The organism is Halonotius sp. GCM10025705 (assembly GCF_042662885.1).
Classification (GTDB): domain Archaea; phylum Halobacteriota; class Halobacteria; order Halobacteriales; family Haloferacaceae; genus Halonotius; species Halonotius aquaticus.
Window position 1 is genome coordinate 199257 of sequence record NZ_JBHSZD010000002.1, and the last position, 13109, is coordinate 212365.

Here is a 13109-nt window from a genome sequence, read left to right on the forward strand (position 1 = left end):
GATACCGTCGACGCAGTACCCCACGAAGAGGCCAACCCCCGGCTATCGTCAGTATCAGCGATATCCATGGCTACTTAGAGGACGCCCGGCAGGCACTGCTGACTTTGTGTGATCATCCAGACTATGAGCCTGTCGTCACCGCGGATAGCGATGGCCAATTGCACTGGGCTGACGAGAACTATGTGCTCGTGTTCAACGGCGATCTCGTCGACCGTGGGCCGAACAATGAGGAAGTACTGGCGATGGTCGCCCGACTCATTGAGGAGGCTCCGCCCGGCCGTGTTCGGGTCACTCAGGCAACCATGAGTGGATGTTCATGATCGCGGATGCATACCAGTACGCCGATTGGTATTCGACAACGGTGAGTGACGAGGAACGAGTAGAGTATCTTCAGCAGATTGCCGATGGCCACGTCGTGGCTGCTTACGAGGGCTACACGTTCACGTATGCACATGCTGGAGCCGCCGAGTCCTACCAGGTCAGCACCGTCAACGAATCGCTCATTGAAGCTGCCGCCGAACTGGAGACGGCAATTGGCACTCCGGAGGATTCGGTCGTACAATCCAAGCTACCGGAAAAATATCCGGACGTGCTGGCGAGGGGAGATCGTAGCGTGAAAGGCCCTGGTGCGGGGCTTGTCTGGATTAAATTTGATCACCTCCCAGCCGATGCCCCTCCACAGGTTGTCGGCCACACTCGTCAGACTCGACCACAGACAACCGGGAACGTCCATTGTCAAGATCTGCTCTTAGAGAATCGTGGCTCACCGGGTGGGCAGGGTATCTTCGTCGAAACACCAGAGTCACTGGTCGCACTTCTCAGCGGACAGGAACAGGGTGTTGATCGGGTCGCTCTTGCGTAGTGCAAATCATATCGCGCAAAGGTATCATAAGCTATTCGCTGAAACGGACAGATGATAATACTTTGAACGAACAACTTATTAAAAGACGGTCAACTGAGTTCCTGTTACAGTAGATGGTATTTTCTTTTGATACGAGTTACAAAGATTTGGACGCGAAACTCTACTCCAGAGTGACGCCTGAACAAGTAGATAACCCCGACATACTCGTGTTTAACAGGGCTTTGTCTGATGATCTTGGGATAGATACTGAGGAGATCACTGGTCAGATTCTATCAGGGCAAGATCTTCTGGAAGAACCGATTGCCCAAGCATATGCCGGCCATCAATATGGGAGTTTCACGGTATTAGGCGATGGCCGAGCGATGATATTGGGCGAACACGTCCACAATGGCAACAGATATGATATTCAATTGAAGGGGTCTGGTCGGACGCCCTACTCGGGACGAGGCGATGGAAAGGCAACTGTCAGCTCCATGCTCAGAGAGTATCTGTACTCGTATGCGATGGCCAATCTTCGGATTAACACCTCCCGCAGTCTAGCAGTCGTCGAGACAGACGAATCTATTGAGCGACGCCAAACAGAGCCCGGAGCTATCCTCGTCCGGGTGATGAATAGCCATATCAGATACGGTACATTCCAATACGTTGCCTCCCGAGCCCCCGGCGAACTTGAGGCATTTACCGAGTATGTAATCGACCGCCACTACCCGCATCTGAATAATTCCGACCGAAAATACGTCGAGTTCTTCGATGAAGTAATGGAAGCTTCTGTAGAGATGGTCGTCGATTGGCTTCGTGTCGGGTTCATCCATGGCGTCATGAATACAGACAACATGAGCATCGACGGGGAGACATTCGATTACGGCCCTTGTGCATTCATGAATTACTACGACGAAGATGCGGTCTTCAGTTCAATCGATAAACACGGGAGATATGCTTTCGGGAACCAACAGAAAATTCTGAAATGGAATCTTGAACGCTTCGCTGAATCACTCGAACCACTATGCAGTGACTCAACGGTCACATTCGACGAGATCCAAGCCAAGCTAGACTCCTTCGAGGATATATTTGAAGCGAAATACTACACGATGATGCGACAGAAACTTGGGATTACATCAGACGGAGCGGAAGCAGTAGTTGATGAGGTCTTAGACTGGCTTCGCACATCGGGAGCAGACTATACGAATACCTTCCTCGAACTCGAAAATCCCGGCTCGTTCGATGATCCGATCTATTCATCTCCGGAGTTCGAGCAGATCCAAGAGAAAGTGGCTGAGGTCGGTCTCGATGAGAACTTGATGAAACAAGCCAACCCTCGGTACATCCCCCGCAACTACCTGGTGGAAAACGCTCTCACACAGTACGTCGAAGGGAAGGATCTCTCGCGGTTCAAGGCTTTGCTCAACGTGTTGCAAAACCCGTATGAATCGAACGAAGCGACATCACGGTTTCAAGAACCACCGCCGAAAGAATTCGATTCAGAGTACACGACCTATTGCAATACCTGATCAAACAACGGTCTCGAAATCAGATCTTTACTTCCAGTTATACCGGTTTTCTCGGCAAATGGCGAAATAGAATTGTCTGGCCTCTGTCCGGATGGGTGTAGAAAATAGCCTCTGCATCGGTCGCCAGCTCAAATTACTCTAAGAATACTATCACAATTCGAGTGATGAATAGACAGCGCGTATCTTGCAGCCGATTGCTGCTGAATTCCCTGTAAAGCAGATATGCGGATTGAACGAATAATTGAACGGTATAAATCCGTAGGGGAACTATTAATTGGCTTAGTTTACGACGGTTCTGCGCTGCCAGAGATACACTCCGCCAGTGATCAGTGATCAAATTATTTTCTCTGAGACTTTCACAAGTAGTTTTATTAGAGGTTTCTCATACAATACAGATACCGTCTGACCTCTTCCGGGCAGGCGGAATCCGCCACCTTTCCGGGCAGGCGGGTTGAACAGTCAACGCACGTTGACACTGGTTTGGTATCGCCTGACCCCGTCTTACAGGCGGGAAGGCGGTTTTCGTGGAAGGCTCTTACCGAAGATAGCGAAACAGGCTTGTCGGATTTCTATTAGGATAGGTATTGCAAGATGCAACGCGCGAGTCTTGCTACGGTGGTGGTTATCCCCAATCGATCCGGAGTCACATTTTACGCTCGATAAAATCACCTTCACGCCACCGTTTCAGGGCATCTTCGAACCTATAGTCCGAAATATGGAACGCGTCTTCACGGGTGCGTTTGGTGGGCATATTTTCAAGCGGAGTATAGGTAACGTGGATGCTCGGATTTCCAGCTTCTAAATCCACTTCTTGGCACGGGACAAAAAATGGCTCTTGGTCACTTTTTGATTGGCCTGCAAATAAATCAACATTTTCTGGTGTATATCGATCCGGGTTGTTTAGCACTCTCCCCACCTGATTACCCTGCAGAGGACTGACTGTCTTTACCTGAATTTTCAATAGATCCCCATCTGCATCGACGACCAAGTCGTAAGGATGGGAGTGACCGAAGGTCTGGGAGACTCTACAACGATGCTCTTCTATCAAATAGGTAGCCACCTCCAATTCAGAGACTTCACCCCTTATCTGCCTGTTATTCTCCGACATTAGTGCTATCAGACTTTATCTGAGAGAAATATAAAAGTCATCAATGCATCAACCTCGTTTCGTGATGTCCTTGAGACGAAGGATTCGACTTCCGTCCATGAGTACTCCTTCGATAGAGGACTGAACTTTTCGAACCCAAGCGCGTATACATTGATAGGGATCAGCAGAGTAGTTCATGGTTTCTCGCATCTATTGGTTTTCTCGTATATCATTTGCTTCGTGAGAATCTCCGAACATCAGTGCTGATCCCTATGAGAAGCCACAGCGGGCGCGTAGTGAGCGTCGTTTTTTCTGCGACCCAACAACATCTTCGAAATCGAAACCAATCTGGGGCGTAGATTTTTACCTCGTTGGATTCTGCACCTTACCAGATATAACAATCTCATCAATTAAATTCAAATATATATTAATAATATAGCCCAAATTCGGCATACGATTCACTGAAACCACCGAAAAGTAAATACAACTATATTCATACCAACTGTTATGAAACGTCGAAAAGTCATTTCGGCCGGTTCGCTAATTTCTCTTAGTATAATTGCTGGTTGTTCGCAATTAAACCGTAGAACGGAGGAGGAAAATTCTATTATAGAGCAACATCTAACCAAAGGTAGTAGTCTCTCAATTAGCGGTGTTTCAATAACTGCAAATGATTTCTTGATAAAAGACGAGATCACGACTGAGGGTGGACATAATACGCACACTCCGACAGAAAATAAACTATATTTTTTAACACTATTAAAATTTGAAAACAATAGCGAGTCAGAGTTCGAACTTCCATCAGCTTCTGAATTTGTGATGGAGTATAACAACGAGGAAATGCCTCTTGCTGAACTTTCTGGAGTCATTGAAACAGAAGGTGGCAGAAATCGAGAAGTACTTGAGCAAAAAACAATTATACCCAATCAATCACATTCCGCGTGGATTGTTCATACACTACCCAGAAACTACCGACTAAACCAAATAGAGATTTCTTTCTTATTTGAAAGAGAAGATAGGACTATTCGGGTACTCTGGAGTCCCCGAGAAAGAGATATTGAATCTCGGCGTGAGGGGGTGGACAACTAATAGTGTATGATTCCATCACTGATTTACTACCAGATGTTGAAAATTTCCCGGAAGGAAATTGGGAAATTGACTATATAGATGAGACTCCCGATTCAGATCTGCATTTTGATGTTGAAGCACGTTATGAGAGCGAATCTGAAGAGGATACCAAGATTGCAATTATTTCTGTTGCGGGCTATGATAATCTTGAGGATGCAAAAGAACGATACAACTCCTCCTTTTCTCGCGCAGAATCTCAAAATAAAATTGAAAAATCGTTGGACGAAAGTCCTGACGAAGGTTATGTGTTAGAATCCGACGAATTTAACATTCGTGTTTGGAGAGATATGAATATCGTGTTTAAATTATCTACAAAGCGGGAATCCCAATATGATCTGCCAGATCTATCTGATGATATTAGAGTAATCGTACAAGATAATTGGCAGAAACAGTTTATGTGATTGAGGCAGAACCTCAACGGGGCTAGACTGATTGGGTATGGGCAAATTGCAAAAGCAGTGCTGACTACATCCTCTGTATGCAGTACTCCAAACATCCTCATATCACACTTCAAACAGTTGTTTCATCAGAGAAGCCACGATCTTCAGCACCACCACTCGACGAAGGTTTATAAACGATAACGGCAGCACGCCCGGGTATGACCGAAGCAAAAGATGACCTCATTCGAACCGTCGCCTTGGCTTGTCTCAGCTACGAATACGAGACTATCGATCAAGAGATCGCTGATCGGGCCTGGGAGTTAGCAATCGACCACGCAGCAAGACAGGGATTGACCCCCATTGAAGCCCAGACACAACTGTGGGAAGGTAACTGGTCACCTCGGCGTCACTAACTTATACTCTGGGTGGCTCCCCACAAGTGCGTATGAACGATCTCTATGAGGCGATGGGCTCGATTGCGGCTGCCGCCCACGCCAACGGCGACACCATTGATGAGAATATTCGCCCGGAAGATAATCACAACGTTGAGCACGGGTTCGATATCTTTCATAGATCGAATTACATGCGCATCGGCAAACGATCCGATGAACAGCGATTCGAGATCACCTCGCCGTATGTGTTTCTGAATGTTTTAGAACAGAACTATAGCGATGCTGAGTTGGACGCACGGGTCGATATTGATCTCTCAGCACTGCCACCCCAAGAGCGGCGGCAGGCAATCCAGTCGGCATTAGAAGCAGACCTCCGAGAGGCTTCAACCCAATATGACGAATTTGCTGAAGCCTACAGCCAAGAGATCGAACCCAACGATACAGATCTCATCAGGATCACCCATGGCGAGGACGAGCTCTGGAATGGATTCTACGTGCGAGATCACCTTTATCCGTTCGAAGAGTCGTTTTCGATTTCGGAGTACCGTCAGGCCGTCTCGAAAGTCCGCAGAATACGGATACAGACAACGAAGATAGCTCACGACATCGTCGATGTGTTAGACACAGCCGGGTCGGAAGAGCTCTCTGAAGAACCAGCGACCGAAACACAAAGCGATCACCAACCGTCTCCTCCAGGCTTCCAATAACAGTATTCAGGAAGTTCCCGGAAACAACCCGGATACGCTTTTAGTCTCTGCAGCGAGTTGAGTGAGGTATGATCCGTGATGCTCGTGTCCTCCGTGCTGGTTTCGTTCCCCAGGAGGTTGAGCATCGTGACGCCGAAGTAAACCACCTCTCTAGTGTCCTGAAACCGCTCACCGAAGGAGAACCAGCTGACACCGCGGTCGTTACTGGCCCCAGTGGCGTCGGGAAGACCTGTATCTCGCAGTTCGTTACTGAACGGCTGCGAGAGGAAGCCCTCGACGTTGAGGCAACCTACATCAACTGTTGGCGGAACCACACACGGTTCCGGACGCTGTATCAACTCTTGGATGATATCGGGAAGACAATCGATATTCACCGGCAGTCAACTCCCCACGACGAATTGATTGACCGTCTCCAACAGTACGATGGCAATCGCACGGTTGTGATTCTCGATGAAGCTGATCAACTTGAAGATACGAGTGTCATCTATGACTTGCATAGCCTCCCACAGTTCGCTGTCATCTGTATCACCAACAACGAGGAGGATCTCTTCGGCCGTGTCGACGACCGGCTTGTGAGCCGCCTGCGGGCCAGCGAACACGTCCGGATGGACAAATACGCTGACGAGCAACTGTTCGATATTCTCTCTGCCCGAGTTCGGTGTGGCCTCGAAGAGGGCGTCATCACCGACGAACAGTTGTACTCGATTGCCGATGCAGCCGCCGGTGACGCCCGACTAGCGATTGGCATCCTGCGGACAGCGGCCAGCACCGCGAATCGAGAAAACCATGACCACATTACCGACGAAATGCTGACTAATGCAGCAACAGATGCCAGAACCCAGATTCGACAGAAGAGTCTTGATTCACTGACACCGCAGCAACGAATCGTCTATGATATCATCAAAGATGACGGCCCACTGAGCCCGACTAAAATCTACGAGCAGTACGTTGAGGAAGTCGAAGATCCACGAACGAAGCGAACCGTTCGGACGTATCTCTCGAAGATGAGTCAGTATAATCTGCTCACGGCTGATGGAACGAGTCGAGATCGGCAGTACTCGGTTATAACAGAGGCTACGCCGTCACCGACGACGTGAGTGCCACCGACTCAATCGTATTCAAGAACTGGAGTCGAGTTCCGTATACACATGCGCGGCCTGCCGGAGGAGTGCTTCGTGAGGATCAACAGCATCTCTGTTATCGGCTACCTGTTGGAGTGCATCCTCCAACTCCATGTCCTGAGAGAGGGCCAGAGCAGTCGCAGCCACCGTCGGACTTCGAGAAGCTCCGGCCGAACAGTGGACAAGAACACCGCCCTCGGCAGTCAATGCGGCAACTGTTTCTTCGACCGCTTTAGTGAACTGCTCACGACTGTTCTGTGGCCCATCGATGAGTGGAATCGAACGGATAGAGAGAGACTGGATAGCAGGACTCGGTGTCTCGTGGGTGAGCGATATAATAGTCGTTATCCCGTGAGTTTCGAGAGAAGAGTTATCGGCTGCATCCTCAGCAGTTCCCACAAATAGATCATCGCCGACTGAATCCATTATCAAGACAACTCACCTGAGAGCTATTCAATCTCAGTCAGACGCACTGTCGCTGATCCCTGTGCTGGACAACACTAAGAGACTCACTGCTCAATGATCTCTCCGTCACCGACCGCAAGTGTGTCCTCAAGCTCAGCAAGGATTTCTTTGCCTTCCTCCCGAAGTTCTTGAGCTTCTTCAAGTGAAACCTCACCGTCTTCGAGCTGCTCGATGATTGCTTCGATACGATCCACCTTGTCGCTGATTGGAGTGTTGTCGGTCATGGTATCAAGTAGAGAGCGGCGAGACCAAGCACGACCAGCACTAGTACCGCGATGGCGATCTTGTAGCGTCGCTGCTGTCTGGCTACTTTGGCCTCGGCTTCGCTCAGTGCCTCATCACGAACTTCTTCGACTGTTTCTTCGAGTTCTTCTTCGTGTTCCTTCTCCTGTTCGAGTGCCTGGTAGGCGGTATCCAGTTGATTTCGCAACTCCAGAATCTCTGCCTCGACATGGCGGTCAGCGGCATTCGCAAGCGAGGCTTCCAACTCCTGTAGCCGACTGGCAACCACACCCTCATAGGCGTTATCGAGCGCGGTTTTCGAGGCGGTAAGTTGGGCGTTGACGGTACTCAAGTAGGCCGTATCGAGCCGCTCCGATAGCTGGGCGCACTCCTTATCGAGATCGGCTCGCTTCGGGACGACCTCACCAGCATGCGTCGGCGTCATGAAGCGATAATCGGCCACCTCGTCGGCGAGTGTCTGATCATCCTCGTGACCGATGCCAACTGCCGTTGGAGTGTCGGTGTCGGCGATCACCCGACAGATCGGCGTCTCATTGAAGATCCGGAGTGTTTTGTCCGCACCACCGCCGCGGGTGACGACGATCACATCAACGGTAGCATCTTTATCGAAGGCTGAAACACCGCTCATCAGCTCTTCAAGCGCATCCGGGCCTTGGACACTGGCGTCGTTGATTTTGATATCGACTTGGGGATACCGGTCATGGATTGCGGTGACAGCATCAATCCGTGCATCGCTATCAGCCGATGTGACGAGGCCGACTGTCGTAGGTAGCTCCGGGAGTGTCTGTTTTTGTTCGTCGTCTAGCAGGCCATCATCTGCGAGTTTCTCTTTGTTTTCAGCGTAGACCTGGCTGTACTCGCTTTCGCCCATATTGACGACATCCTCGACAATGAGAGAGCACGATCCCTGTGGCTCGTAATAGGAGAGCTCGCCGCGAACGGCGACGTGCATCTCCTCGTCAGGTTTTGCGTTCAATCCCTTGTATCGGAACCCGAAGACGACACAGTGGATGGATGCGTCGCCTGAAACGAGATCGAAGTGGAGGTGACCGTTAGCCTCTCGACAATCCGACGCATCGCCGACGACGTAGTCATGCGTAAGCTCTTGCTTCTCATCAATGACGGCGGCTATCTCGTCGTTGAGTGTGGCTACGGTGACGATATCATCGCTATCAAGTTCAACCGTCCCGGCCGCCGTGCCATCTGCTTCTACCATCCACTTTGTGGAACACCCGACAGCATCAAAAAGCTACCCGGGTCGTTTCATGGAAATCTGGATCAACAGCAACAGTCGGAGAGCCAAGATAGATAGCGATCAGATGACGATTAAATATCATATTAGTTATTATTAGCTAAACCCGTGCAAGATGCACAGCGCGTATCTTGCACAATCTGATTCGTCACTTACAGATGGATAACTCTGTTTCACTGTGTATCGGATGTGTCATAATACAGTACACCGACAAATCCAGATGCAGTGAAGAATATTGCAACGTACATCCACGTGATCAGGGTAGAATGTGTTTTTCGTGCCGTGGTTGAATAGTCGGATACAGAGTTGGCTATACTCGGGTCTGTAATAAGATACAAGCCCATCGCAACAATAAAACAGGTAGTTGCGATCCCAGCGAAGTACCCAGCTAAATACTTTCTATCCAACATGACGCTATTGGTTTCTCCAGAATTTTCTTCCATTGTCGTTAGGCAGTATGTTAGAAATAAAGAATGTGTCGGTTGTTTGTGACCTATCAATACTCTGTATCGGTCACTCAGCTATCTATCAATCGTTGTATGAATTGCTTCGACAAGTGCTGAATAGCACGCGCATATTATGCAACGAACTCATGGCGGCTCCAATTTGAAACGCCGAACCACGTCATCGAGATTGCTGGGAATAATACGGTACAGATCCATTGAACTCAATCGCTGAGTTCGTCGTTATATTTGAATGTGTTTTAGGATAAAAACTTAGTTAGTCGCTGTTGGGATTAGCCATATGAACCGACGTAACATGATAAAATCTGCCGGATGCGTTTGTGGAATATCAGTTATTGCTGGTTGTTCAACTGGTGGAGGTCCTGACTCTGGAATAGAAGAAGAAGTCCAAGAGCAAGTTGGTCCTGATCTTACTGTAACCGGTGATACAGCTGAGACAACTACATTCGGTAACGTTGAAATAGCAACGAGAGTTTGCAATGAGGGTGCAGAAAGAGGGTCAGCCACCCTATGGGCAGAGGTTATCATCGAAGGTGGTGAAACATATCAAGAAAGTAGGCAGGTGGCTATGGGCGTTGATGAGTGCCGCGACTTTGAATTTGGGTTTGATATTCCAGCTACTACTTCTCTGTCTGGTGCAAGCTATAGTTACCAAACTTGGGTTGAGCAGTAAGATGTAAAAAAGTAAAATTGGCCGTAAAAAATAAGCTGTCGAATTATTATTGTTTACCATGGCTGAAGATCCGAGTTACATTGAGACAATAGGAATTCTAATAGGAGCGGGGATTCTTTTTGTGGCAGGTACAGTGCTCCCGGTGCTCTTGGCATCGCACTGTTTGTTTTTGCGGGAGGTTTGCTTGTTCTTTGGATTGCAAAGTACGTAATGCAAGGAGCAGCTGACTCCGTTCAGAACTAATTGGTGGCTATGCTCTTGTCTAACTAAGCGGACAATATTGATCATGTCAGCGTTGTAAGTTGGCATGCAAGATGGAACCTCTGTATCGGTCACTGCCAACCTAACAATACACAGTCATATACAACCCATCTTTCAGTGAGACCACGCCTAAGTTGCTTTCCTGAAACGTGGAAATGACACGCCGCGGCTTATTGGATCGCTCAGTATCTATGCGAGTATGCCAACGAACTCACCGAGAAACCAGATCGCAACGAGTCAGCCAGTTCGAGGTGCAGATCGCAACCAAGACCTCGTTGAACAGGCCGACCCAGCGAATGAAACCACGCTGTTTCCCACACTTGAGGAAGAGATCACACTGCTCGATATCAGTGAGACCCGTGGTGTCCCCATCCTCCAATCAGTCGTCGTTGATCACCTATTGTTGAACGACGGCCCGGCGTTTTGGGTTGATGCAAACGGCCATGCAACAACCACAACGCTCGCTCGAATCGCTCCGAGCCGACGGCTCCTCAACCGTATTCACGTTGCACGTGGATTCACCGCCTATCAACACTACGCTGCGGTGTCACATCTTTCTGGCACTGTTGAGCAACCGGATCGTACAACCCCCACCGCCGGGAGTGCAATAGATCCGGAGTCTCACAATCACTCACAACCTACCTCACCATCACTGATCGTTGCCCCGGCCGTTGACGCCCGCTATCGAGACGAAGATAATCTGGCTGCGGGCGACAGTAAGACCCTGCAGGCACGAACACTGGCCCAACTCTCGACATACGCGAGCGAATATGAGGTCCCCATCCTCATTACGCGAACAGCGAACGACCGGTTCACCGAACCGATTGCGACTGCCGCCGACCAGCATATCGAATGCGAACAGACGGAGATGGGGCCACGGTTTGTCGGCGACGATTTCGAGACACTGGTGTACCCCGTCGACGGCGGCACATACTACCAGACGACGTTTGCCTACTGGCGGCAACTGCTTGCTGCCCGGGCGAAACACGTTGGGATCGAACCGACGAAAATAGAATCTCAACCGTCGGTAACAGACAATCAGGACGGCATCAGCACCACCGAAATGAACCCACTGGGTGTCGATACGCTGGCGTCAACGTGGGGTTCGAACGGAGGTTGGTGACGATGGGTCGCACGAATCCAACCTACCGTGATGCACTGCGGGCAATCAGAGAGCGATGGGACGACTTCAGGCGTGCCCTCCGGAACCGCGACCAACCCCGGTTCGATCAACTCTTCGCGTACGCGAGAGAGCACGCAGACGCAAGCGGACTCTTGAACCACGAAAACCCGCTGCTACCGGCGTTATTCAGTATCGACCTCGAACAGGAAGCCCGGCTTGATGACCACGAACAACGGCTTGCTGAGATTGAAGCGATACTCACAGCAGGTGAGCAACCCGATACGGAATCGGAATCAGACCAATCAACGTAGTGACCCTCCATCTTGAAGCTGGTCGCAGTTCACGGTGGATTCTCCGCATCGTTGAGTCCATCCAAGGTTTCGTTGTTGTACGCATATCGCCAGCGTTGGAGAATCGCTCGTGTTACGAGTGAGACTTCAGATACAGTAATACAGGACGGCTCAACGGGGCGACTCGGAGCATCGGGTGGGGGATGGAAGTGTTTTTGCGGTGCATCGGGTTTTGGATGGCAATCAAACCGGAAGTTCCGCTCTTGATCATCGGTATAGTGTGCAGCGTAGTTTCCTGTTAGACTCCACCGTACATCGATTCGAGCAGTTGTGGCCGCTCCGATACCATCAGACAGCTCCAGTGACACCATCTGCGGATTCAACGGGTCGTCAAAAGAGGCATCCTGAACCAGTGGCTCCTGTTCGACGAACACATCCCGTATCTCGCGTAGTGCCCCAGCATCGATTGGCCCGAACACCTCAGTGTATTCGGTCGATTGAGGTAGCTGTGAAAATCTCTCGTCGTCGGTCATACGATGGTTGAGGTGCTCCCATCGCCATCATAATCTGTTTCGCTGCCAGTCAAATGGCCAGTCTGGCTGGCTTCACCAATCGCAAGTGCTGCTTGTGCAAGCGCAAGGTTACGTCGTGTTGTTTGCCATTCTCTGAGAAGCCCACCGTGATTGGTGTCGGCGTCGTCAATCTCTAATTCACGAGCGAATTCCTCAGGTGAATCGACATCATACTTCTCGCGCCATTCCTGTATTTGGGCCTTCATATCAGCGATGCCAGCGGCGATCTCGTCCGGTGTCTGTTCTGCGAGAAGCGACTGTGCATTTTCCGTTACGATGGCTGTTTCCGAACGTCGGTACTGTGTTGTCTGTCCGTCCTGCGAGGTCGCCACTTCGCCAGCACTCTCAAGCGTACGGAGGTGTTTTCGGGCTGTGGTCGGCGATACCCGAGCGCGTTCGGCTATCTCTCCGGCGGACGCAGGCTCGTAGGCACGACGAACGATTGCGTAGACTCGCTCAAAGGGTGTCGTATCGTCAACCCATTCGGCTTCAACGACCTCGTTTACATCCCAATGTTCGGAGCCGCCGTCTGGTCGTATTTCGTGGGGCAAGGGTGTCGCATCGGCCATTATGTGTTACCG

The 13109-nt window shown here is 50.1% G+C and carries 18 protein-coding genes; 11 read left to right on the forward strand and 7 right to left on the reverse strand.

The window, feature by feature from the left end:
* Positions 1-53 precede the first annotated feature (53 nt).
* From ACFQJB_RS14015 to ACFQJB_RS14025, 3 genes are all read left to right on the forward strand, one after another.
* Entirely contained in the window at positions 54-320 is a 267-nt protein-coding gene (locus ACFQJB_RS14015; RefSeq protein ID WP_379728477.1) for a metallophosphoesterase, read from the forward strand.
* Complete coding sequence (locus tag ACFQJB_RS14020) at positions 317-862, forward strand: hypothetical protein (RefSeq protein ID WP_379728379.1); 546 nt, start codon at positions 317-319, stop codon at positions 860-862. The genes ACFQJB_RS14015 and ACFQJB_RS14020 overlap by 4 nt, the downstream gene beginning before the upstream one ends.
* A gap of 146 nt (positions 863-1008) precedes the next feature.
* The gene (locus ACFQJB_RS14025) at positions 1009-2370 is read left to right on the forward strand and encodes a protein adenylyltransferase SelO (protein ID WP_379728381.1); all 1362 of its coding nucleotides are present in this window, start codon (positions 1009-1011) and stop codon (positions 2368-2370) included.
* Positions 2371-3013: 643 nt separating this feature from the next.
* Here the strand turns inward: ACFQJB_RS14025 and ACFQJB_RS14030 are convergent.
* Positions 3014-3478 (reverse strand): group I intron-associated PD-(D/E)XK endonuclease, encoded by a 465-nt coding sequence (locus ACFQJB_RS14030; RefSeq protein ID WP_379728383.1) that lies wholly within the window; start codon positions 3476-3478, stop codon positions 3014-3016.
* A gap of 486 nt (positions 3479-3964) precedes the next feature.
* Between ACFQJB_RS14030 and ACFQJB_RS14035 the strand changes: the two genes are divergently transcribed.
* From ACFQJB_RS14035 to ACFQJB_RS14055, 5 genes are all read left to right on the forward strand, one after another.
* A complete protein-coding gene (locus ACFQJB_RS14035; protein WP_379728385.1) occupies positions 3965-4546 on the forward strand; it encodes a hypothetical protein in 582 nt (193 codons plus the stop codon).
* 2 nt (positions 4547-4548) lie between these two features.
* Positions 4549-4986 (forward strand): hypothetical protein, encoded by a 438-nt coding sequence (locus ACFQJB_RS14040; protein ID WP_379728387.1) that lies wholly within the window; start codon positions 4549-4551, stop codon positions 4984-4986.
* Positions 4987-5183: 197 nt separating this feature from the next.
* Complete coding sequence (locus ACFQJB_RS14045; RefSeq protein ID WP_379728389.1) at positions 5184-5378, forward strand: hypothetical protein; 195 nt, start codon at positions 5184-5186, stop codon at positions 5376-5378.
* 32 nt (positions 5379-5410) lie between these two features.
* Positions 5411-6064 (forward strand): hypothetical protein, encoded by a 654-nt coding sequence (locus tag ACFQJB_RS14050; RefSeq protein ID WP_379728391.1) that lies wholly within the window; start codon positions 5411-5413, stop codon positions 6062-6064.
* Between the two features lie 68 nt (positions 6065-6132).
* On the forward strand, positions 6133-7161 hold the full coding sequence (locus tag ACFQJB_RS14055) for a Cdc6/Cdc18 family protein (protein WP_379728393.1): 1029 nt from the start codon (positions 6133-6135) through the stop codon (positions 7159-7161).
* Positions 7162-7182: 21 nt separating this feature from the next.
* Here ACFQJB_RS14055 and ACFQJB_RS14060 read toward each other — a convergent pair whose 3' ends face one another.
* The 4 genes from ACFQJB_RS14060 to ACFQJB_RS14075 form a co-directional block, all read right to left on the reverse strand.
* Positions 7183-7611, reverse strand: a complete 429-nt coding sequence (locus ACFQJB_RS14060; RefSeq protein WP_379728395.1) for a dual specificity protein phosphatase family protein — start codon at positions 7609-7611, stop codon at positions 7183-7185.
* A gap of 83 nt (positions 7612-7694) precedes the next feature.
* A complete protein-coding gene (gene xseB, locus ACFQJB_RS14065; protein WP_379728397.1) occupies positions 7695-7874 on the reverse strand; it encodes an exodeoxyribonuclease VII small subunit in 180 nt (59 codons plus the stop codon).
* A complete protein-coding gene (gene xseA / locus ACFQJB_RS14070; RefSeq protein ID WP_379728399.1) occupies positions 7871-9109 on the reverse strand; it encodes an exodeoxyribonuclease VII large subunit in 1239 nt (412 codons plus the stop codon). The genes xseB and xseA overlap by 4 nt, the downstream gene beginning before the upstream one ends.
* 209 nt (positions 9110-9318) lie before the next feature.
* Positions 9319-9588 (reverse strand): hypothetical protein, encoded by a 270-nt coding sequence (locus ACFQJB_RS14075; protein ID WP_379728401.1) that lies wholly within the window; start codon positions 9586-9588, stop codon positions 9319-9321.
* Between the two features lie 316 nt (positions 9589-9904).
* Between ACFQJB_RS14075 and ACFQJB_RS14080 the strand changes: the two genes are divergently transcribed.
* The 3 genes from ACFQJB_RS14080 to ACFQJB_RS14090 all read left to right on the forward strand — a co-directional run bounded on the left by ACFQJB_RS14080 (position 9905) and on the right by ACFQJB_RS14090 (position 11977).
* Entirely contained in the window at positions 9905-10282 is a 378-nt protein-coding gene (locus tag ACFQJB_RS14080; RefSeq protein ID WP_379728403.1) for a hypothetical protein, read from the forward strand.
* A gap of 460 nt (positions 10283-10742) precedes the next feature.
* Positions 10743-11666: a hypothetical protein gene (locus ACFQJB_RS14085; RefSeq protein ID WP_379728405.1), complete on the forward strand. Its 924-nt coding sequence runs from the start codon at positions 10743-10745 to the stop codon at positions 11664-11666.
* Positions 11667-11668: 2 nt separating this feature from the next.
* Complete coding sequence (locus tag ACFQJB_RS14090; RefSeq protein ID WP_379728407.1) at positions 11669-11977, forward strand: hypothetical protein; 309 nt, start codon at positions 11669-11671, stop codon at positions 11975-11977.
* 29 nt (positions 11978-12006) lie between these two features.
* On the opposite strand, the gene ACFQJB_RS14095 is transcribed toward ACFQJB_RS14090, so the two are convergent.
* Together ACFQJB_RS14095 and ACFQJB_RS14100 are read right to left on the reverse strand one after the other, a co-directional pair.
* Complete coding sequence (locus ACFQJB_RS14095; protein ID WP_379728409.1) at positions 12007-12489, reverse strand: hypothetical protein; 483 nt, start codon at positions 12487-12489, stop codon at positions 12007-12009.
* Positions 12486-13097, reverse strand: a complete 612-nt coding sequence (locus tag ACFQJB_RS14100) for a winged helix-turn-helix domain-containing protein (RefSeq protein WP_379728411.1) — start codon at positions 13095-13097, stop codon at positions 12486-12488. Before ACFQJB_RS14100 ends, ACFQJB_RS14095 begins: the two co-directional genes overlap by 4 nt.
* Positions 13098-13109 lie beyond the last annotated feature (12 nt).